The organism is Streptomyces sp. NBC_00582, from assembly GCF_036345155.1.
In the GTDB taxonomy this organism is placed as follows: Bacteria; Actinomycetota; Actinomycetes; order Streptomycetales; family Streptomycetaceae; genus Streptomyces.
In genome coordinates, this window is record NZ_CP107772.1 from 4078752 (window position 1) to 4099786 (window position 21035).

Sequence of the window (21035 nt, forward strand, 5' to 3'; positions counted from 1 at the left end):
TGGGTCCGATCGTGCCATGCGGGCCCGCCGGTTAGGGTCACAGGCGGCGGATGCGCGGCAGGTACTAGGAGAGGTCACAGGCGATGCTCAGGCTGGGCAGGCGGGAATTCGAGGCCCACGAGCCGGTGATCATGGCGATCGTGAACCGGACCCCGGACTCCTTCTACGACCGGGGGGCCACGTTCCGTGACGAGCCGGCGCTCGCCCGAGTGGAGCAGGCCGTGGCCGAGGGGGCCGCGATCGTCGACATCGGCGGGGTGAAGGCGGGGCCCGGTGACGAGGTGACCGCCGAGGAGGAGGCGCGGCGCACGGTCGGATTCGTGGCCGAGGTGCGGCGGCGCTTCCCGGACGTGATCATCAGCGTGGACACCTGGCGGGCGGAGGTCGGCGAGGCCGTCTGCGAGGCCGGCGCGGATCTGCTCAACGACGCGTGGGGCGGGGTGGACCCCGGGCTCGCGGAGGTCGCCGCGCGGTACGGGGTGGGCCTGGTGTGCACCCACGCGGGCGGCGCGGAGCCGAGGACACGGCCGCACCGGGTGACGTACGACGACGTCATGGCCGACATCCTGCGGGTGACCGTGGGGCTGGCCGAGCGGGCGGCGGAGCTGGGGGTGCCGAGGGAGTCGATCATGATCGATCCGGGGCACGACTTCGGGAAGAACACCCGGCACAGCCTGGAGGCGACACGGCGGCTGCCGGAGATGGTGGAGACGGGCTGGCCGGTGCTGGTGTCGCTGTCCAACAAGGACTTCGTCGGGGAGACCCTGGACCGGCCGGTGAAGGAGCGGGTGCTGGGCACCCTGGCGACGACGGCCGTGTCCGCGTGGCTCGGGGCCCAGGTGTACCGGGTGCACGAGGTGGCGGAGACCCGGCAGGTGCTGGACATGGTGGCGTCCATCGCGGGCCACCGCCCACCGGCGGTGGCCCGACGCGGACTCGCCTGATCCGCCGGAGCGGCCCTACTCGCGGGCCGCTTCCTTCGACACCAGGGCCACCGCCTCGTCCACGTCGTCCGTGACGTGGAAGAGGAGGAGGTCCTTCTCGGCCGCCTTGCCCTGGGCGACCAGGGTGTTCTTCAGCCAGTCGACCAGTCCGCCCCAGTACTCCGTGCCGAAGAGGACGATCGGGAAGCGGGTCACCTTCTGGGTCTGGACGAGGGTGAGCGCCTCGAACAGCTCGTCCAGGGTGCCGAGGCCGCCCGGCAGGACGACGAAGCCCTGCGCGTACTTCACGAACATCATCTTGCGGACGAAGAAGTAGCGGAAGTTCAGGCCGATGTCGACGTAGGGGTTGAGGCCCTGCTCGAAGGGGAGCTCGATGCCGAGGCCGACCGAGGTGCCGCCCGCCTCGCAGGCGCCCTTGTTCGCCGCCTCCATGGCGCCCGGGCCGCCGCCCGTGATCACCGCCCAGCCGGCGTCGACCAGCGCGCGGCCGAGGCGGACGCCCGCCTCGTACTCCGCGGAGTCGACGGGCGTCCGGGCGGAGCCGAACACACTGATCGCCGGGGGCAGTTCGGCCAGGGTGCCGAAGCCCTCGATGAACTCCGACTGGATGCGCAGAACACGCCAGGGGTCCGTGTGGACCCAGTCCGAGGGGCCTCCCGCGTCGAGCAGCCGCTGGTCGGTGGTGCTCGCCGTGACCTGACCCCGCCGTCGGAGGACCGGTCCCAGCCGCTGCTCGTCCGGCGGCTGCTTCTTCCCCTCGGGGTTTCCGGTAGCCATGTGCGCTCCCTCCGCTTGCAGGTCTTTCCGTGTCAGCGTAGATCCACGCGGGTTACGGACGGGGGACGTCGGCGTGTCCGGCACAAAGCGCCCGGGGTCAGCTCAGCCAGGCCCGCAGCCGCTCCTCGCCCGCCAGGACCTTCGCCACCTCGACGCGTTCGTCGCGCTTGTGGGCCAGAAGCGGGTTGCCGGGGCCGTAGTTGACCGCGGGGACGCCGAGCGCCGAGAAGCGGCTGACGTCGGTCCAGCCGTACTTGGGCATCGGGGTGCCGCCCACGGCCTCGATGAAGGCGGCCGCCGCCGGGTGGGAGAGGCCGGGCAGGGCGCCGGGGCTGTGGTCGTCGACGACGAACTCCGTCACACCACAGTCCGCGAAGACCTCCCTGACGTGCGCGATCGCCTCCTCCTCGGTGCGGTCCGGCGCATAGCGGAAGTTGACCGTGACCACGCACTCGTCGGGGATGACGTTGCCCGCGACCCCGCCCTGGACGCCCACCGCGTTCAGCCCCTCGCGGTACTCCAGGCCGTCGATGACGGGCCGGCGGGGCTTGTACGCGGCGAGGCGGGTCAGGATGGGGGCCGCCGCGTGGATCGCGTTGGAGCCCATCCAGCCGCGCGCCGAGTGGGCCCGCTCGCCGGAGGTCTTCAGCAGCACCCGCAGGGTGCCCTGGCAGCCGCCCTCGACCTGGCCGTCCGACGGCTCCAGCAGGACCGCGAAGTCGCCCGCGAGCCACTCCGGGTGCGCCTCGGCGACGTGCTTGAGGCCGTTGAGGTCGGCCGCGACCTCCTCGTTGTCGTAGAAGACGAAGGTCAGGTCGCGGTTGGGCGCCGGGACCGTCGCGGCGATCCGGAGCTGGACGGCGACGCCCGCCTTCATGTCGCAGGTGCCGCAGCCCCACAGGACCCCCTCCTCGTCGAGGCGCGAGGGGACGTTGTCCGCGATCGGGACGGTGTCGATGTGTCCGGCGAGGATGACCCGCTGCGGCCGGCCCAGGTTCGTCCGGGCGATCACGTTGTTGCCGTACCGGTCGACCGTGAGGTGCGGAAACGCGCGCAGGGCGGTCTCGATCGCGTCCGCGAGGGGCTTCTCGGTGCCGCTCTCGGAGGGGAAGTCGACGAGCTGCGCGGTGAGGGCGGCGGCGTCCAGAGTGAGATCAAGCGGGGTGTCGGCCATGGCGTCGACCCTAACGCGCCAGATCTCCTTACCTCCCTTCACGGGCTACGCACCAGTCTCCTCGGTTTCCGTACTCTCCAGTACCTTGTACGCGTGCCAGAGCTGTCCCCCTCCCCCAAGCGCCGCGGCCGTCGCCTTCTCCGATTCGGGGCGGCCTGCGTGGTCCTGTCCGCCGTGGCGGGTTACGTCGTGGTCCAGTACGTCACCGGCGGGGCCGACGATCCCGGGTGCAGAGTCGTGTCCGCCAAGGGGGACGAGGCGGGGTACGAGTTCACGCCGGAGCAGGCGGTGAACGCGGCGACGATCGCCGCCGTCGGCACCCACCGGGAGATGCCCGAGCGGGCCGTGGCCATCGCGCTGGCGACCGCGATCCAGGAGTCGGGGCTGCGCAACCTCGCCCACGGCGACCGGGACTCGCTCGGCCTGTTCCAGCAGCGGCCCTCACAGGGCTGGGGCACCGAGAAGCAGGTCACGGACCCGGCGTACGCGGCGAGCATCTTCTACGAGCACCTCGCCAAGGTGCCCGACTACGCCGGCCTCCCCCTGACCGTCGCCGCGCAGAAGGTGCAGCGCAGCGGCTACCCGGAGGCCTACGCCAAGCACGAGGCGGACGCCGTCATGCTGGCCGCCGCGCTCACCGGGGCCTCGGCGGCCACGCTCACCTGCGACGGGCGCCTCGGCGAGGCCGCGACGGCCCAGGGCCCGGACGCGGTGCGCGCGGCGCTCTCGCGGGACTTCGGGCGCGACGCGCTGGAGGAGGCGCAGGAGGAGGCCGGGGGCGGCACGACCTCCACGTCGGCGCACAAGGCCTCGGCGGACGGTGACGTCCCCACCGCCGAGACCGACGGGCGGACCGTGACGCTGCCCGTCACACGGGAGACCTCCGCGGGGCGCACCGTCCGGGAGCGGGGCTGGCAGCTCGCGCACTGGGCCGTGGCCAACGCCTCGGCGCTGCACATCCAGCAGGTGTCGTACGCGGGCCAGGAGTGGACCGCCGGGAACACCGACAGCCGGTGGCGGCCGACGGGGTCGGGCAGCACGGAGGCCGCGGGGGCGTCCGGGTCGGGCGGCGGCACGGGCAGTGTGCGGATCGTGACCGGGCAGTAGTACGGGTCTTCACCCGGCCGGGTGGGGCGCGGCACCCCGGGCCGGCCGGGTGCGCAGGTTTTCGCGCCGTCACCCCCGGAGGCGGCGGAACCCTTGGGAACACAGGGATCCGACGGTTTGGCGGACTTTCACATCGGGTGCTTTACGCCCCCTTTTGTCCGCAGCCGATAATGCGACGCATTGCCAACTCTTTGCGTGGGGCGTCCGCAACCTTCCTCGGTCTCGAGCGGTAGTCACAGCGTTCTCTGTTCTCTCCGTCGAAGGAGCATCATGTCCCTCCCTCTGACCCGCAGGATCGCCCGTGCCGCGCTGCTCGTCGCTGCGGGAGCGGCCGCCGGGGTCGGTGCGGCCGGCTCCGCGAGCGCTGCCCCCTCCGCTCTGCCCGCCACCCCGGACCTCGGCGGGCTGACCGCCCTGGACGGGGCGAACGTCGGCAACACGCTCGACGGTGCGACGCGCAGTGCGACCGGGCTCGCGGGTGAAGCCGGCGGCAAGGCCGTCGAGAAGGCGGTGCCGGCCGCGGGCAAGACCGGTGGCAAGGCCGTGAAGAAGGCGACGCCGGCGGTGCAGAAGGTGGCCGGTGAGGCCGCGGGGTCGGCCGGGAGTGTCCTCGGGGACACGGCCAAGTCCGCGACGAAGGGTGGGCTGCCGACGGACGGGCTCACCAAGGGCGGGCTGCCGGGTGGCGGGCCCGTGAAGGGCCTGCCGCTCGGCTGACGCCGGGTCCGAACCGGTGAGCTGATGAGGTCGGCGGGGTCCAGGGAGCTTTCCCTGGACCCCGTTGTCGTGCGCCCGGTGTCGCAGGCTGGGCCCACTCCACAGCGGCAGCACCGGCAGTGGGGCCCTAGGCGGACAGCCTCTTCGCCGCTGCCGCGACGCGTTCGTCCGTGGCTGTCAGGGCCACTCGGACGAACGTGGCGCCTGCCGTGCCGTAGAAGTCGCCGGGGGCGACCAGGATGCCCTGGTCGGCGAGGTGGGAGACGGTGTCCCAGCAGGACTCGTCGCGGGTGGCCCAGAGGTAGAGGCTGGCCTCGCTGTGTTCGATGCGGAAGCCGTGGGCCACCAGGGCCTCGCGCAGCAGCGTGCGGCGGGCCGCGTAGCGGGCGCGCTGCTCCTGGACGTGGGCGTCGTCGCCGAGGGCCGCCACGACCGCCGCCTGCGTCGGCGCGGAGGTCATCATGCCGCCGTGCTTGCGGATCTCCAGCAGCGGCGCGAGGACCGCGGGGTCGCCGGCCAGGAAGGCGGCGCGGTAGCCCGCGAGGTTCGAGCGCTTGGAGAGCGAGTGGACCGCGACGATCCCGTCGTACGAGCCGCCGTTCACGTCCGGGTGCAGCACCGAGACGGGGTCGGCCTCCCAGCCCAGTTCGAGGTAGCACTCGTCGGAGAAGAGCAGCACGCCGTGCTCACGGGCCCACGCGACGATCCGGGTCAGCTCCTGCCGCGAGAGGACCTTGCCGGTGGGGTTCGACGGGGAGTTCAGCCAGAGGAGCTTCAGACCGTTCGGGTCGAGCTCGGTGGGGTCGTCGTAGACCTCGTACGCGGCGCGGGCGAGGCGGGCGCCGACCTCGTACGTGGGGTAGGCGAGGCGCGGGTACCCGACCCGGTCGCCGGGGCCGAGGCCGAGCTGGGTCGGGAGCCAGGCGACGAGTTCCTTGGAACCGACGATCGGCAGGACGTGCCGGTGGGTGACGTCACGGGCGCCCAGCCGGCGCTCCAGCCAGCCGGTGATCGCGTCGCGCAGCGCGGGGGTGCCCCAGACCGTCGGGTAGCCCGGGGAGTCCGCCGCGTCGATCAGGGCCTTCTGGATCAGCTCGGGGACCGGGTCGACCGGGGTGCCGACGGAGAGGTCGACGATGCCGTCCGGATGCGAGGCGGCCTTCTTCTTGTACGGCTCCAGCTTGTCCCAGGGGAACGTGGGCAGGCGGTCGGAGACTGCGGACACGGTTTCTGGCTCACTTTCTCGTACGGACGCTGTCGTACGGACGGCAAACGCCTCGGTCCCGCATGGCCGGCAGAGCTCATCAGGGGCTCATCAGGCCGTGCGGGACCGAGGCGGCACGATGGGTGCGGGCCGCTGATGCGGTTACTCGGCCTGCGGCGGCAGCGCGGCGATGAAGGGGTGGTCGCGCTCGATCAGACCCAGCTTGCTGGCGCCGCCGGGCGAGCCGAGCTCGTCGAAGAACTCGACGTTCGCCTTGTAGTAGTCCTTCCACTCCTCCGGAGTGTCGTCCTCGTAGAAGATCGCCTCGACCGGGCAGACCGGCTCACAGGCACCACAGTCGACGCATTCGTCCGGGTGGATGTACAAGGACCTGGAGCCCTCGTAGATGCAGTCGACCGGGCACTCCTCGATGCACGCCTTGTCCTTCACGTCGACACAAGGCTGCGCGATGACGTAGGTCACGCTGTCGTTCCTCCTCGATAGGGCGCTGGCGGGCCTCCTCAGGCCCTGCCGCCTGGCGCGCGGGAGCGCGGCGTCGTCGATGCCCGCCCCTAGTATCTCCGTTCTTGGGCATGATCCGAACAGGAGGGGTGAACCGACCTGTGGAAATCTCGGCCTACGGACGCCTCGAGGTCCGTATCACCGCAGCTGACGTGGGCAAACGCGTCTCCGTACGGTGCTTGACCGGTCCTGGAGTCACCGAGGGGAAATTCACCGACACGGTGGGTGTTCTCACATCATGGGACAAGGGTGTGCTCGTGATCACACGGAAGAGCGGTGAGGCCGTCCGCGTTGACGAGTCGTCGCTGGTCGCGGGGAAGGTCGTACCGGCCGCCCCGGCCCGCCGCCGGGGGCCCGCCGCGACGTACGAGGAGCTGGCCCGGGTCGCCTCCCGGGCCTGGCGGCCGGTGGAGAGCGAGCGGCTCGGCGCGTGGGAGCTGCGGGCCGCCTCCGGCTTCACCCGCCGCGCCAACAGCGTGCTGCCGCTCGGCGATCCCGGCCTGCCGCTCGACGGGGCGCTGGACGCCGTACGACGCTGGTACGGCGCGCGTGGGCTCCCCGCCTATGTGCAGACCGCCACCGGCGCCGAGGGGACGCAGGAGCTGCTCTGCGCCGAGCTGGAGCGGCGCGGGTGGGTGCGCGAGGTGACCGCGCAGATGTGGACCGGGGCGCTGGCGCCGCTCGCCGACCGGGCGGACGCTGAGGGTGTGGTCCTGGCCGGGGCGGCCGACGAGACGTGGCTGGCCCGGTATCAGCGCAAGGGGGTGAGCGAGGTGGCCCTGAAGGTGCTGGGGAGCGGCCCGTCGGTGTGGTTCGCGTCGGTTCCCGGTCCGGCCGGCGGTGCGCCCGCCGCGATCGGGCGGTGCGTGGTGGACGGACGGTGGGCGGGGTTCGCCGCCGTCGAGGTCGACCCGGCGCAGCGCCGCAGGGGGCTGGCCACGGTGGTGATGGCCGCGCTGGCCGGGCGGGCGCTGGACGAGGGGGCCTCGGCCGCCTGGCTCCAGGTGGAGGAGGAGAACGCGGGGGCGCGGGCGCTGTACGCCGGGATGGGCTTCGCGGCGCATCACGCGTACCACCACTACCGGGAACCGTCGTGAGCGCGTACGGCCCCGGAGAGGTGCGGCGGTTGTTCGCCGAGGAGGCGCGGGCCGAGCGGCCCGACCTGGCGGCGCTGTGTCTGCTGGTGGGCGCGGCGGCCGATCCCGAGCTCGGCGAGGCGGGTGTGGACGCGGCGCAGGCGGAGCTCGACCGGCTGGCCGGTGAGGTGCCGTACCGGCCGGGCGGGCCGCGGGCGTGGGCGCTCGCGCTGGAGGAGCTGCTGGGCGGGCGGTACGGGTTCCGTGGCTCCGGCGCGGACTATCAGCGCCTCGACTCCTCGCTGCTGCATCAGGTGCTGCTGCGGCGGCGGGGGCTGCCGATCCTGCTGTCGGTGGTGTGGATCGAGGTCGCGCGGCGGGCGGGGGCGCCGGTGTACGGGGTGGCGCTGCCGGGGCACTTCGTGGTGGGGTTCGGGCCGCCGGGGGATCTCGAACGGCAGGTGCTGGTCGATCCGTTCGACGGGGGGCGGGTGCTGTCGGGCGGCGACGCGGAGCTGCTGATCGCCGGGGCGGGCGCCGCGCGGCTCGAGCCGTCGATGCTGGCGCCGGCGGAGCCGCTGTCGGTGGTGATGCGGATTCTGAACAACATCCGGTCGTGGGCCGCGGCCCGGCCGGAGCGGTCGGATGTGGGGCTGTGGGCGGTGGAGTTGTCGTTGCTGGTGCCTTCTCATCCGGCTCGGTTGCGGTACGAGAAGGGGCATCTGCTGGTGCAGCGGGGGGACTTCATCGGGGGTGCGGTGGAGTTGGAGGAGTACGCGTCGCTGGTGGAGGTGGTGGATGAGCCCGCGGCGGCGAAGGTGCGGCGGGAGGCTCATGCGGCTCGCGCGATGTTGAACTGACGGTTGTGTGGCGATGCGGGTGCGTTGTGGCCTGCCGCGCCCACGCGGCGGAGCCGCATATCGATACGGCCCCGCGCCCCTGAAAGACCTCGGCTTCCCCCTCGTTTCAAAGCCAGCCCTTCTCCCTTGCTATCCGTACCGCTTCCGCCCTGTTCCTCGCCGCCAGTTTCTGGATCGCCGTCGAGAGGTAGTTGCGGACCGTTCCCTGGGACAGGTGGAGTTCCGCGGCCAGTTCGGCGTTCGTCGAGCCGTCGGCCGCCGCGCGGAGGATCTCCCTCTCACGGTCGGTCAGGGGGTTGGCGCCCTCCGCGAGGGCCGCTGCCGCGAGGGTGGGGTCGATGACCCGCTCCCCGGCCAGTACCTTCCGTACCGCCTGGGCGAGTTGGGCCGCCGGGGCGTCCTTCACCAGGAAGGCGTCCGCGCCCGCCTCCATGGCGCTGCGGAGGTAGCCGGGGCGGCCGAAGGTCGTGAGGACGACCAGTTTCAGGCGCGGCAACTCCTGGTGGAGCCGGGCGGCCGCCTCGATACCGGTGCAGCCGGGCATCTCGATGTCGAGGAGGGCCACGTCGATGTCGTGGGCGCGGGCGGCCGCGAGGACCTCGTCGCCGCGGGCCACCTGCGCGACCACCTCGATGTCGTCCTCCAGGCCGAGGAGGGCCGCCAGCGCCTCGCGGACCATCGACTGGTCCTCCGCGAGGAGGACCTTGATCGTGCCGTCACTCATGGGCGGGATCCTACGTCCGCGGCGGTGCCCGCCGGGACGCGGGCGGTCAGTCGGAAGCCGTGCTTGGCCCGGCCCGCCTCCAGGGTGCCGCCCGCCTTCTCCAGGCGTTCGGTGAGGCCGGTGAGGCCGTTGCCGGGGCCCTTGCCGGAGCCTCCTGAGCCGTTGTCCTCGACGGAGAGTTCGAGGCGGGGGCCGTCGAGGGTCTGGCGGCGGACGACGTCCACCGTGCAGCGGGTGGCGCCGCTGTGCCGCACGACGTTGGTGACCGCCTCGCGCAGGGCCCAGGCGAGGGCGGCCTCGCTCTCCTCGGGGACTCCGTCGAGGTCGGGTTCGGCGGGGGTCGCGGCGGTGATGCCGGCCGCCGTCAGCGCGACCTGGGTGCCCGCGAGTTCGGCGGCGAGGCGGGGGCGCCGGTAGCCGGTGACGGCCTCGCGGACGTCCACCAGCGCCTGGCGGCTGACCTGTTCGATGTCGGCGACCTGCTGGGCCGCCTTCTCGGGGTGGTCGGGGAGCATCCGGCCGGCCAGCTCGCTCTTCAGGGTGATCAGGGAGAGGGAGTGGCCGAGCAGGTCGTGCAGATCGCGGGCCAGGCGCAACCGTTCCTCGTTGGCGGCCAGTTGGGCGACGGTGGCACGGGCCTTGCGCAACTCGACGGTGGTACGGACCAGTTGACTCACGCCGGTCATCGCGAAGCCGATGAGCAGAACGAGGACGAGGAGGTTGGCGGCCTCCTCCACGTCGGTGCGCAGACCGACGAGCATGAGCAACGCGCCCGTGCCGGGGATCGCCCAGAACGCCATCCGCAGCGGGAGGGCGATTCCGCCGGCGACGGAGACGTAGCAGAACAGGCCCAGCCAGGCGGAGCCGAGGGTGAGGGACATGACGACGGCGAGCACCGCCATCGCGCCGATGAGGCCGTGCACGAGCTTCGGCGGGTAGGGCGTCGCGCCCATGTCGCGGAAGAGGAGCGAGAGGTAGACGGCCACGAACACCGCCAGGCCCGTCCAGCCGGCGACCGTGCCGGCGGTGGTGTGGTGGCCGGAGAGCAGGTCGTGGACCGGTGAGCTCAGGAACACCAGCCAGACGCCGATCCACAGCACCTTGCGGCGCCACAGCTCACGTCGGGTGCGGGCCGCCTGGCCCAGCAGGATCGACGGTCCCCGGCGGGATTCCTCCGACAGCAGGTCGTCCGTCATGGCGCTCACGCCTTCAGCGTGTCCTTTCGGTACAGCCAGGCCGCGCCGCCCGTGAACAGGGCGAAGAAGACGGCCAGGAGGGCGATGTCCTTGGCGTGCGGGGCCTGACTCTGTTCGATCGCCTGCCCAAGGGCAGCGTACGCGTGCGTGGGCACCCACTTGGCCATGTCCTGCAGCCACTGCGGGAAGGTCGTCGTCGGCATCCACAGTCCGCCGAGGATCGACAGCCCGAAGTAGGTGATCATCGTGATGGGGCGGACCGCGTCCCCGCTCGCGAGATAGCCGATCGCGACGCCGAGGGCGGCGAAGACGAGGCTGCCGGCCCAGATCGAGCCCGTGAGGGCCAGCCACTGCCAGGCGTCCAGCCGTACGCCCTTCACGGCGGCGGCGACGGCGAAGACGACGACGATCGACGGGAGGCTCACGACGGCGGCGCTCGCGGTCTTCGCCAGGACGTATCCGCGGCCCGGGAGCGTGGTCAGGCGGAGCTGGCGCACCCAGCCGCTCTCGCGTTCCTTGGCGATGCGTTCGCTGTTGCCCATGAGGACGGCCGTGAGGGCGCCGAAGGAGGCCATCGAGACCATCATGTACGTCGGGAGGGTCAGGCCGGTGCCGTCGACCTTGCCGGTGGCGTCGGCGCTGCCCGCGATCAGCAGGAACAGCACCGAGGGGTAGATCACCGAGAAGAACAGGAACTTGCGGTTGCGCAGGGCGCGGGCGAGTTCGAGCCGGATCAGGCTGTTCACTTGGTCTTCGCCTCCTCGGCGGCGGTGATGGCGACGAAGGCCTGCTCCAGACCGAGCCCGGCGACTTCGAGGTTGCGGGGGTAGACGCCGAGGCCGTAGAGCGCGTGGACGGTGGCGTCGGCGTCGGAGGACTGGATGCGGACCGTCTGCCCGGAGACGTCCAGGGCTGTCAGGAAGGGCAGGGCACGCAGTGCGGCCGCGTCGATCTCGCCCTCGAGGTCGAAGGAGACCCGGCGTGCGCCCGCCTTCGCCTTGATCTCGGCGGCGGTGCCGTCGGCGAGGAGCCGGCCCCGGTGCAGGACGAGGACCCGGTCGGCGATGGCGTCGGCCTCTTCCAGGTAGTGCGTGGCGAACAGGACGGTCCGCCCCTGGTCGGCCTGCTCGCGCATGGTGGCCCAGAAGCCCTGGCGGGTGGTGACGTCCATGCCGGTGGTGGGTTCGTCCAGGACGATCAGGTCGCTGTCGCCGGCCGTGGCGAGGGCGAAGCGGACCCGCTGGGCCTGGCCGCCGGAGAGCTTGTTGACCTTGCGGGAGGCGATCTGGGCGATGCCGGCGCGGGCGAGCACGTCGGAGGCCCGGTAGGGCTTGGGGTGCAGGGCGCAGGCGAGGCCGACCAGTTCGGCGACGGTGACCTCGTCCATCAGGCCGCCGCTCTGCAGCATGGCCCCGACCCGCCCGGCGACGATCGCCTCGCGCGGGCTGGTGCCGAAGACGCTGACCCTGCCGCCGTCGGCCTGCTTGAGGCCGAGCAGCAGGTCGAGGGTGGTGGACTTGCCGGCCCCGTTGGGCCCGAGGAGCGCGACGGTCTCCCCCGGGTGCAGCTCCAGGGTCAGTCCGTCCACGGCGCGTACGTCACCGTAGGCCTTGCTCACACGGTCGAAGCCGACCACGGGTGCCGGCGTCGGCCCGGGGGCCGCTGTCTTCGTCGTCATACCGACGATCGTGGCCCGAGGGGGTCGGTCGGGGGCAGTGCCGGGTGTCCTCAGTGCCGCATGACAGATGTCATGCGGCACTGGCGACGGGTCAGCTCGGGTCGGTGTCGATGACCGCGGTCCGGTCCGTGGTGCTCTTCAAGGCCGGACGCAGGGCGCCGATGACGTCCTGGACGGTGACGGCCGTCTTCTGGCCGGTGCCTCGGGTGATCAGGACGCCGTCGAAGGTGCCGCCGTACAGCTCCTTCAGCGCCTCCTGGTCGTAGGCCTCCACCAGCTTGCCGTTGACGGCCTTGACGCCGAGGAACTTCCACAGCGAGTTCTTCGGGCTGAACTCGATGCCCTTGCCCGTGCCCTTGACCTGGATCTTGACGTTGCCGGACATCGCCGGTTCGGCGAACTCCTTCATCATCCGGTCGACCTCGGCGTCGGTGATCGTCGGCTGCTTGGTGGTCGTGGGCACGCTGACCGACGTGGTCGCGCCGGTCTCCACCTGCTCGCGGTAGGCCTCTACGACCGTCGCCTCGGCCTTCGTCGCGTCGATGCCCTTGCCCGCCTTGCCGTAGACGGCGACGGCCTTGCCCGACTCGAACTTGATCGTGCCGTCGGTGGCCGAGCCGGAGCCGCCCGCCGCGCTCTGCAGCGCCGCCTGGAGCTTCTCCTCGTCGACCGGCATCTCGGGCTCGATCACGCGGTGCTGCCCGAACAGCGAGCCGATCACGGAGACCGGGTTGTAGTCGCTCTTCGCCGCGTCGTCGACCGTGGCCTCGATGTCGAACTGCAGGCCCGCCTGGTCCGGCTTGAGGCTGACGGTGTCGCCGTCGACGGACAGCTTCAGCGCCTGTGCGGCCCGCTTCTCGAAGGCGTCGTCGAGCTTGTTGACGGCCTCGTCACGGGTGCTGCCGCCGATGTCGACGCCGAGTACGGTGGTGCCCTTGGGCACGTCGGAGTGGTTCATCAGCAGCCCGGCGCCGTAGACGCCGACACCGCCGAGGACCAGGACCCCGCCGAGCAGGACCAGCTTGCTGCGGCCCTTCTTCTTTTTCTTCTTCGACCCGGACGCGTTCTGCGCGGACGCGGCGGCCGGCTTGGGCGCGGGCTTCGCTCCCGGTCCACCGCTCTGGGTGCCGCCGGGCGCGAAGGGCGCGGGCGTGCCCTGGCCGCCCTGGCCGCCGGCGGGCACGACCGGGATGCCGCTGGTGACGGTGTGCCCGGAGACGTTGTCGGCGGGACGGCCGTAGCCGCCCTGGCCCGGCTCGGGGGCGGGAACCTGCGGGGTGAGGATCGCGGTGTCGTCGCTCAGACCGCCACCGGGGAGCCGTCCCGTGCCGGGGCCGGTTCCGGTGCCGGGGGCGGCGGTGCGAGGGCCACCGGGGCCGTTGGCCCCACCCGGCCGACCGGGTCCGCCCGGTCCGGCGGGTCCGCCCGCTCCGCCCGGTCCTGCCGGTCCGCCGGGACGGCCGTAGCCGTTGGGGGCGCCGACGGCCGTGCCGGCCGCGCCCGGCGCCACCGGGGGCACCATCGGGCCGTCGCCGGTGACTGGGCCGCCGGTCGGGCCGGTGGGGCCCTGCGGGCCGCCGAGGCCGTGGGGGCCGGAAGGCCCCTCGGGGCCGTTGAAGTCGTGCCGGCCGCCCGGACCGGACGGGGCGTTGAAGTCGTGCGGGCTGCCGGGGCCGGGGGCCTGGCCGTTCGTCCCGGGGTAGCCCTGCTGATCGCCGTGGCCGTTGTCGGAGAAGTACGGCAGCTCGTCGCGGCGCGCCTCGGCACCGCCACCGCCCTGACCCTGGCCGACGCCCAGCCCCTGACCCGGGCCCTGGCCTTGTCCGGGCCGGGAGGTGCCGAGCGGGCCCGCGGCCAGCGCCTCGGTCACGTCGAAGGATCCGGTGCCGCCGCCGTGCCCGGGAGCCACCGGACCGCCGGTCGCACCGGGGAGCCCGGCGCCGTTGGTGCCGCCCGGCCGGGAGCCGATCGGCGCGCTCATGGAGCCGACCACGCCACCGGGCCGCCCCGCACCGGGGCGCCCGGCACCGGGGCGCGCGCCACCGGCCGGAGCACCCGGCGCACCCGGCGCAGCGACACCGGAAGCACCCGCGGCGCCCGAAGTGCCGGATGCGCCCGCACCCGCGGCGGAACCGCCCGGAATGCCCGCCCCGTTGGTGGCCCCGCCGCCCTGACCGCCCTTGGCGGGCCCGGACTTGCGCGGGGCGAACCAGTCGCTCGCCTTCTCGTCGGCGGCGGGGGCGGGTTCGGCGGGCGCCTCGAAGGCGCCCGTGTCGGACGCGGAGGGACCGCTGGAGTTCTTGGCGCCCTTGGCACCCTTGGCGGGCCCCGGCTGCGCGTCGGCGCCGGTGTCGTCGCCCTCGGTGCCGGCGACGGGCTTGCGCACGACGACCGGCGGAATGGGCCGGGAACCGGGGATGTTGATCCGGATCCGGGTCGTCAGCGTGGTCTCGGTCTTGCGTTCCTCCGGCTGGGCGGCCGAACGGCCCGCGTCCGCACCGGCGTCGGACACCACGGGGATGCCGTACGGCGGCGTACCCGAGGGGTACGCGGCCCCGCCGCGCCCGTTGGGCCCGGAGGACGGACTGTCAGTTTCACGACTCAAGGCAGGTTCTCCAGGTTGGCTCCGCCGCCCGCCACGACCTCACGGGCAGCTCGGCGGCGCGCACCACCATACTGGCCACTTCTGGCGCGTATCCCATGACCGCCGCTGAAACCCGCACGGGACTCGCACGCCCGCGACCCACCGAAGTGGTACGTCACTTGCCAAGTCGGACGTCGGGGCGGTCCGGTTGCCGCCCCAGCCCAAGGGTGGCGCAGATCACAGCGAGAGCCATGCCTCCGAGCAGGAAGAGGTAGGAGCCGCCTCCCGCGCCGAACAGGAAGTCCCCTTCGGGGCGGCCCGCGGTGCACACGATGACGGCGACCATCCAGCCGGCGGCGGGCGCGACCGCTCCGGCACGGCTGTTCGCGGCCCGGGCGCCGCCGAGGAAGAGCCCCGCCGCGCCGGCGAGCGAGAGCAGCAGTCCGCCGGGGAACCAGCCGGCCTGCACGAGCGCACCGGCGAGGCCGGTGACCGCGCCGAGGACGAGGAGTCCGAGGTAGGCGGCGATCCGTCCGGCGGAGGGCCGCTGGAGGGGCTGGGCGAGCATCGAGCCGGGACCGGACATCAGACGGCCTCCTCGATACCGGCGAACAGGTCGCTCTCCCTGTTCTGCGTCGGCCCCCCTTGGGTCCCGCGCACCAACTCGTAGTACTCGGTGGTGAAGAGGGGCTGTGCGAGCTCGTTGGAGAGCGCGAAGTACCGCTCGCCGGGGGCGACCTCGATCTGGGTGGCGTGGGCGCGCATCGCGGCGGCCTTCGCACTCGCGTACGCGGTGCCGTCGACGGCGGTGGTGATCCGCTCGTCGTCGACGACTCCGGGTACGTCGTCGACGGCGGCGCTCTTGCCGAAGGGCAGGGTGGGCAGCTCCTCCTGGAGCCGGGCGAAGGCGGCCTCGGCGACGGAGCGCGGGACGCGGTTGTAGTAGACCTTGGGGACGGTCCAGCCGGCCTCGGCCGCCAAGTCGACGGCACGCAGGGCGACGCGGTGGGCCTGGATGTGGTCGGGGTGGCCGTAGCCGCCGTTGTCGTCGTAGGCGACGACCACGTGGGGGCGCACCTCCAGGATCACCTCGACCAGCGCGGCGGCGGCCTCCTCGACGCGGGCCTGCCAGAAGCAGTCGGGGTCGTCGTTGTCGGGGATGCCCATCATCCCGGAGTCGCCGTACCGGCCCACGCCGCCGAGCAGCCGGAAGTCACCGACGCCGAGCGCGGCCATCGCGTCCGTGAGCTCGGCCAGCCGGTGCTCGCCGAGGGCGGCGCCCGTCAGATGCCGAAGACGCGGCGGGATGACCTCGCCCCGCTCCCCGAGCGTGCAGGTCACCAGCGTCACCCGGGCACCCTCGGCCGCGTACCGGGCCATGGTCGCGCCGTTGTTGATCGACTCGTCGTCCGGATGCGCGTGCACCAGCAGCAGACGCCGATCGGGCAGTTCCGTCATGGGGCCAGCCTACGAGCCCACGACGACCCCCCGCCCCTCTCCTCCCCCCTTGGGCTCAGGCGTCGCTTTCGGGCCCGGTGAAGACGTCCGCGGCGGAGGCCGCGGTCGCTGCCCGGGTGAGCCGACGCCCCACTGGGCGCGACCTCGTCACGGATCTCAAGGCCACGGTGGCGAGGCGGCTCACGTCGCGCCGGGAGTCGAGGGGGATGCGGGCGGGCGTCCGGCCTCAGCCCCGACGCCCGGAAGTCCCCCACCCACACCGCCGGCCCCCGCCTCCCGCTCTCGCCGGAGGCCTGGGCCGGCTTCGTGTCGTGTGCGGCGGTGGGCCGGCGTCAGAACTTGATGCTGCCGATCATGCTCGCCACGCTCGTCGTCAGATCGTTGATCGTCCCCGCCATCGTCGAAGAGGCGAGGTAGAAGCCGAGCAGCATGCAGACGACCGCGTGACCGCCCTTCAGCCCTGACTTCTTGATCAACAAGAAGACGATGATCGCCAGCAGCACCACCGCCGAAATCGAGAGTGCCACGGCGGCTCACCTCCAAGAACCCGGGAACGTGGGGGCAGAACAGAACGAGGGAACTTGTAAATCCATACAACTGCCAGCAGGTTCATACCCACAGTGCGCTAGTGATCATAACTATGAGTACGTGCGCATCTCGCGGCGCACAGCCGCACAAGGGGGCGCATGGCCAATATGGTCGGGGGATGACGACCGAGTCCGACTCCTTCCCCCGCCGGCACGCCCGCACCCAGCGTTTCACGCTCGGCGCGCCGCGTTCGTTCACGGTGGCCCCCGACGGCTCCCGTGTCGCGTTCCTGCGCTCCGGTTCCGGCACGGACCGCGCAGGAGCCCTGTGGGTGCTCGATCCCGCGGATGGCGCGGAGCGCCTGGCCGCCGATCCTCGGGCCCTGCTCGGAGGCGCCGCGGAGGACCTCTCGCCCGAGGAGCGGGCGCGCCGTGAGCGCAGTCGCGAGGGCGGTGCCGGGATCGTCGGTTACGCCACCGACGAGGCCGTTGAGCTGGCCTCTTTCTCGCTGTCGGGGCGGCTTTTCACGGCCGAGCTGCGGGCCGGTACGGCGCGTGAGATCCGGGTGCCGGGGCCGGTGGTCGATCCCCGTCCGTCCCCCGACGGGCGGCTCGTCGCGTATGTCGCGGGGGGTGCGCTGCGGGTGGTGGACGCGGCGGGCGAGGGCGACCGGGCGGTGGTGGAGCCGGAATCGGACACGGTCTCCTATGGATTGGCCGAGTTCATCGCGGCCGAGGAGATGGGTCGTTCGCGGGGCTTCTGGTGGGCGCCGGAGTCGGATCGGCTGCTGGTGGCGCGGGTGGACGACACGCCGGTGGAGCGCTGGTGGATCTCAGATCCCGCACAGCCGAAACGTGACCCACAACACGTGCCGTATCCAGCTGCTGGGACGGCCAACGCGGAGGTCCGGCTGTTCGTCCTCGGACTGGACGGGGTGCGCACGGAGGTCCTCTGGGACCGGGCTCGGTATCCGTATCTCGCACGAGTGCACTGGTCAGGGGCGGGTGCGCCGCTGCTGCTCGTCCAGGCGCGCGATCAGCGCAGCCAGTTGTACCTGGCGGTGGACACCGAGTCCGGGGCGACCCGGATGGTGCACGCCGACGAAGATCCGATTTGGCTGGATCTTTTCCCTGGAGCGCCCTGCTGGAGCCCCTCGGGACAGCTGGTCCGGATCGCCGACGAGGGCGGTGCGCGGGTCCTCGCGGTCGGGGAACGGCCGCTGACCGGAGCGCAGTTGCACGTGCGGGCGGTGCTGGACGTCACGGCCGACGATGTGCTCGTCTCGGCGTCCGCCGGGGAGGAGGCGGAGGGCGCCGAAGTCGGCGAGGTGCATGTCTATCGCGTCAATGAACTCGGCGTGGAGCGCGTATCGCAGGAGCCCGGTGTGCACGCTGCGGTGCGCGCCGGGGGCGTGACCGTGCTGGTGTCCGCGGGGCTCGATCGGCCCGGGAGCCTGGTGCGCGTCCTGCGGGACGGGAAGCAGACGGCGACGGTCCGGTCGTATGCGGACGATCCCGGCCTGTCCCCGCGCGTGCAGCTCACCGAGGGGGGCGCACGTCGGATCCCGTGCGCCGTGCTTATGCCTACGGACTACCCCAGTGACACCTCGCAACCCTCCGCACCCCTGTTGCCCGTCCTCCTCGACCCCTACGGCGGCCCCCACGGCCCGCGGGTCCTCGCCGCGCACAACGCGCATCTGACCTCGCAGTGGTTCGCCGACCAGGGCTTCGCGGTGGTCGTCGCCGACGGCCGGGGCACTCCGGGCCGCTCCCCCGGCTGGGAGAAGGCGATCCACCACGACTTCACCGTCAGCCTCGACGACCAGATCGAGGCGCTGCGGGATCTGGCGAAGTCCCACCCCCTGGACCTGACCCGGGTGGCGATCCGCGGCTGGTCCTACGGCGGCTGGCTGGCCGGGCTCGCGGTGCTGCGCCGCCCGGACGTCTTCCACGCGGGCATCGCGGGCGCCCCGGTCACCGACTGGCGGCTGTACGACACCCACTACACCGAGCGCTACCTCGGTGACCCGGCCACCAACGCGGAAGCGTACGCGCGGAGTTCGCTCGTCACCGACGAGGGCCTCTCCGCGCCGGCCGAGCCGCACCGGCCGCTGATGATCGTGCACGGCCTCGCCGACGACAACGTGGTCGTCGCGCACGCCCTGCGGCTGTCCTCCGCGCTGCTCGCGGCGGGCCGGCCGCACGAGGTGCTGCCCCTGTCGGGAGTCACGCACATGACGCCGCAGGAGCAGGTCGCGGAGAACCTGCTGCTGCTCCAGGTGGACTTCCTGAAGCGTTCGCTCGGGCTCGCGCCCGGCGCCCGGTAAGGCCCCGGGCAAGGCAACGGGCCGGGATGACATGGCGCATCCCGGCCCGTTTACGGCACCCGCACGGCCGTACGCTGTTCAGACTGACGCGTCCGTATATCGGAATCGGGTCGGCCAAGTTGCCTCCGTGTTAACGCAGTTACGGCACAAATGTGCGGCTATGGGCCCTGGTTTCCATGATCGCCCCCTGCGAAATGGCAGGCAGAGGCATGTGCGGCGGGTCCGCCCGACCCACGGAACGCCTCCGGTACGGCGAGCGCGGGCACCTCGGTCGCGCACTTCTCCCGCGCCTTCCAGCAGCGGGTGCGGAAGCGGCAGCCGGAGGGCACGTCGGTCGGCGAGGGGACGTCCCCGGTGAGGATGATCCGCTCCCGCCGCTCGCGTGCCTCCGGGTCCGGCACGGGCACCGCGGAGAGCAGCGCCTGGGTGTAGGGGTGCGTCGGACGGTCGTAGATCTGCTCGTCGGTGCCGGTCTCCACGATCCGCCCGAGGTACATCACCGCCACCCGGTCCGAGATGTGCCGGACGACCGACAGGTCGTGCGCGATGAAGAGGTACGACAGCGCGAACTCGCTCTGCAGCCGGTCCAGGAGGTTGACGACCTGGGCCTGCACCGAGACGTCCAGCGCGGACACCGGCTCGTCGGCGACGATCACCTCGGGGCGCAGGGCGAGGCCGCGCGCGATGCCGATGCGCTGGCGCTGGCCGCCGGAGAACTGGTGGGGGTAGCGGTTGATGTGCTCCGGGTTGAGGCCGACCACGTCGAGCAGCTCGCGGACCCGGCGGCGCCGGTCGCCCCTGGGCGCGGCCTCGGGGTGGATCTCGTACGGCTCCCCGACGATGTCACCGACCGTCATCCGGGGGTTGAGGGAGGTGTAGGGGTCCTGGAACACCATCTGGATGTTGCGGCGGACGGCTTTCAGGGCGCGGCCGGACAGCCTCGTGATGTCCTCGCCCCGGTAGCGGATCCGCCCGCGTGTCGGGCGCTCCAGGCTGACCAGCAGCTTGGCGACGGTGGACTTGCCGCAGCCGGACTCGCCGACGATGCCGAGGGTTTCGCCCTTCCCGAGCGCGAAGTCGACGCCGTCGACGGCCTTCACCGCGCCGATCCGCTTCTTGAACAGGACGCCCCGGGTGAGCGGGTAGTGCCGGTACAGCCCGCTCACTTCGAGAATCGGCTCAGCCATGCAGACACTCCCTCCAGAAGTGGCAGGCGCTCCCGCGGTCCTCGTCGACGGGGTGCGGCGGCGGTACGTCCGTGCGGCAGACGTCCCGGGCCGACGGGCAGCGGGGGTGGAAGGCGCAGCCGGTCGGGATGTCCGTGAGGTTGGGTGGCAGGCCCCTGATGGCGTGGAGTGCGCGGCCCTTGCGGTCGAGGCGGGGAATGGAGTCGAGGAGGCCACGGGTGTACGGGTGTGCCGGGGCCTTGTAGAGGTCGTGCACCGGCGCCGACTCGACGATCCGGCCCGCGTACATCACGGCGATGCGGTCGGCGACGTCGGCCACCACGCCCAGGTCGTGGGTGATGAGGACGAGGCCCATGCGGTACTCGCGTCGGAGCTCGGCGAGGAGGTCCATGACCTGGGCCTGGACGGTGACGTCGAGGGCGGTGGTGGGCTCGTCGGCGATGATCAGGGCGGGTTCGAGGGCGAGCGCCATCGCGATCATGATGCGCTGGCGCATCCCGCCGGAGAACTGGTGCGGATAGTCCCCGGCCCGCTGCCTCGCGGCCGGGATGCGGACGCGGTCCATCAGCTCCACGGCCCTGGCCCGCGCGTCCTTCCTGGACATGCCCCGGTGGACGACGAACATCTCGCCGAGCTGGTCGCCGACCGGGACCACGGGGTTCAGGGAGGACAGCGCGTCCTGGAAGATCATCGCCATCTCCGCGCCCCGGATCCGGCGGCGCTCGTCCTCCTTCATCCTCAGCAGGTCCCGGCCCTTGAACAGCACCTCGCCGCCGGTGATCCTGCCGGGCGGGACGTCGAGGATCCCCATCACGGCCTGCGCGGTCACCGACTTCCCCGACCCGGACTCCCCGAGCACGGCGAGCGTCTCGCCCGCGTCCACGGCCCAGCTGACCCCGTTGACGACCCGCGCGACACCGTCCCGCGTCCGGAACTCCACCCGCAGATCCCGCACGTCCAGCAGCATGGCCGC

20 protein-coding genes are annotated in these 21035 nt (G+C 72.5%); 6 read left to right on the forward strand and 14 right to left on the reverse strand.

Going from position 1 to position 21035, the window contains the following annotated elements; genetic code table 11:
• Positions 1-83: 83 nt before the first annotated feature.
• On the forward strand, positions 84-944 hold the full coding sequence (gene folP, locus OG852_RS17830; protein WP_330348423.1) for a dihydropteroate synthase: 861 nt from the start codon (positions 84-86) through the stop codon (positions 942-944).
• A 15-nt stretch (positions 945-959) separates the two neighbouring features.
• On the opposite strand, the gene OG852_RS17835 is transcribed toward folP, so the two are convergent.
• Together OG852_RS17835 and dapE are read right to left on the reverse strand one after the other, a co-directional pair.
• Complete coding sequence (locus tag OG852_RS17835; protein WP_133912573.1) at positions 960-1721, reverse strand: TIGR00730 family Rossman fold protein; 762 nt, start codon at positions 1719-1721, stop codon at positions 960-962.
• A gap of 97 nt (positions 1722-1818) precedes the next feature.
• The gene (gene dapE, locus OG852_RS17840) at positions 1819-2895 is read right to left on the reverse strand and encodes a succinyl-diaminopimelate desuccinylase (RefSeq protein ID WP_133912574.1); all 1077 of its coding nucleotides are present in this window, start codon (positions 2893-2895) and stop codon (positions 1819-1821) included.
• A 93-nt stretch (positions 2896-2988) separates the two neighbouring features.
• Between dapE and OG852_RS17845 the strand changes: the two genes are divergently transcribed.
• Together OG852_RS17845 and OG852_RS17850 are read left to right on the forward strand one after the other, a co-directional pair.
• Positions 2989-4002, forward strand: coding sequence for a heavy metal transporter (locus tag OG852_RS17845; RefSeq protein WP_330348424.1), 1014 nt, complete (start codon positions 2989-2991; stop codon positions 4000-4002).
• A gap of 270 nt (positions 4003-4272) precedes the next feature.
• On the forward strand, positions 4273-4719 hold the full coding sequence (locus OG852_RS17850) for an ATP-binding protein (protein ID WP_133912576.1): 447 nt from the start codon (positions 4273-4275) through the stop codon (positions 4717-4719).
• A gap of 127 nt (positions 4720-4846) precedes the next feature.
• Here the strand turns inward: OG852_RS17850 and OG852_RS17855 are convergent, their stop codons facing one another.
• Together OG852_RS17855 and fdxA are read right to left on the reverse strand one after the other, a co-directional pair.
• Positions 4847-5944 (reverse strand): bifunctional succinyldiaminopimelate transaminase/glutamate-prephenate aminotransferase, encoded by a 1098-nt coding sequence (locus OG852_RS17855; RefSeq protein ID WP_330348425.1) that lies wholly within the window; start codon positions 5942-5944, stop codon positions 4847-4849.
• A gap of 141 nt (positions 5945-6085) precedes the next feature.
• Complete coding sequence (fdxA, locus tag OG852_RS17860; protein WP_030961637.1) at positions 6086-6406, reverse strand: ferredoxin; 321 nt, start codon at positions 6404-6406, stop codon at positions 6086-6088.
• Between the two features lie 140 nt (positions 6407-6546).
• On the opposite strand from fdxA, the gene OG852_RS17865 reads away from it, so the two are divergent.
• Positions 6547-7542, forward strand: a complete 996-nt coding sequence (locus tag OG852_RS17865) for a GNAT family N-acetyltransferase (RefSeq protein WP_330351458.1) — start codon at positions 6547-6549, stop codon at positions 7540-7542.
• Positions 7539-8381 carry a transglutaminase-like domain-containing protein gene (locus tag OG852_RS17870; RefSeq protein WP_133912578.1) on the forward strand — a complete coding sequence of 281 codons (843 nt, stop codon included), beginning with the start codon at positions 7539-7541 and terminating at the stop codon, positions 8379-8381. The genes OG852_RS17865 and OG852_RS17870 overlap by 4 nt, the downstream gene beginning before the upstream one ends.
• A 106-nt stretch (positions 8382-8487) precedes the next feature.
• On the opposite strand, the gene OG852_RS17875 is transcribed toward OG852_RS17870, so the two are convergent.
• From OG852_RS17875 to OG852_RS17910, 8 genes are all read right to left on the reverse strand, one after another.
• On the reverse strand, positions 8488-9105 hold the full coding sequence (locus tag OG852_RS17875) for a response regulator transcription factor (RefSeq protein WP_133912579.1): 618 nt from the start codon (positions 9103-9105) through the stop codon (positions 8488-8490).
• Positions 9102-10301, reverse strand: coding sequence for a sensor histidine kinase (locus tag OG852_RS17880; protein ID WP_330351459.1), 1200 nt, complete (start codon positions 10299-10301; stop codon positions 9102-9104). Before OG852_RS17880 ends, OG852_RS17875 begins: the two co-directional genes overlap by 4 nt.
• Positions 10302-10306: 5 nt before the next feature.
• Complete coding sequence (locus tag OG852_RS17885) at positions 10307-11047, reverse strand: ABC transporter permease (RefSeq protein WP_330348426.1); 741 nt, start codon at positions 11045-11047, stop codon at positions 10307-10309.
• Complete coding sequence (locus OG852_RS17890; RefSeq protein ID WP_208117155.1) at positions 11044-11979, reverse strand: ABC transporter ATP-binding protein; 936 nt, start codon at positions 11977-11979, stop codon at positions 11044-11046. Before OG852_RS17890 ends, OG852_RS17885 begins: the two co-directional genes overlap by 4 nt.
• 91 nt (positions 11980-12070) lie before the next feature.
• A complete protein-coding gene (locus OG852_RS17895; protein WP_330348427.1) occupies positions 12071-14584 on the reverse strand; it encodes a hypothetical protein in 2514 nt (837 codons plus the stop codon).
• 154 nt (positions 14585-14738) lie between these two features.
• Positions 14739-15149, reverse strand: a complete 411-nt coding sequence (locus OG852_RS17900; protein ID WP_133912583.1) for a DUF6113 family protein — start codon at positions 15147-15149, stop codon at positions 14739-14741.
• Positions 15149-16021, reverse strand: coding sequence for an N-acetyl-1-D-myo-inositol-2-amino-2-deoxy-alpha-D-glucopyranoside deacetylase (gene mshB, locus OG852_RS17905; protein ID WP_133912584.1), 873 nt, complete (start codon positions 16019-16021; stop codon positions 15149-15151). Before mshB ends, OG852_RS17900 begins: the two co-directional genes overlap by 1 nt.
• 332 nt (positions 16022-16353) lie before the next feature.
• The gene (locus OG852_RS17910; RefSeq protein ID WP_055635483.1) at positions 16354-16548 is read right to left on the reverse strand and encodes a hypothetical protein; all 195 of its coding nucleotides are present in this window, start codon (positions 16546-16548) and stop codon (positions 16354-16356) included.
• A gap of 179 nt (positions 16549-16727) precedes the next feature.
• Here OG852_RS17910 and OG852_RS17915 point away from each other — a divergent pair, with 179 nt between their 5' ends.
• Complete coding sequence (locus OG852_RS17915; RefSeq protein ID WP_330348428.1) at positions 16728-18875, forward strand: S9 family peptidase; 2148 nt, start codon at positions 16728-16730, stop codon at positions 18873-18875.
• 158 nt (positions 18876-19033) lie between these two features.
• On the opposite strand, the gene OG852_RS17920 is transcribed toward OG852_RS17915, so the two are convergent.
• Together OG852_RS17920 and OG852_RS17925 are read right to left on the reverse strand one after the other, a co-directional pair.
• Entirely contained in the window at positions 19034-20062 is a 1029-nt protein-coding gene (locus tag OG852_RS17920) for an ABC transporter ATP-binding protein (protein WP_133912586.1), read from the reverse strand.
• Positions 20055-21029, reverse strand: coding sequence for an ABC transporter ATP-binding protein (locus OG852_RS17925; protein ID WP_330348429.1), 975 nt, complete (start codon positions 21027-21029; stop codon positions 20055-20057). Before OG852_RS17925 ends, OG852_RS17920 begins: the two co-directional genes overlap by 8 nt.
• Between the last annotated feature and the right edge of the window lie 6 nt (positions 21030-21035).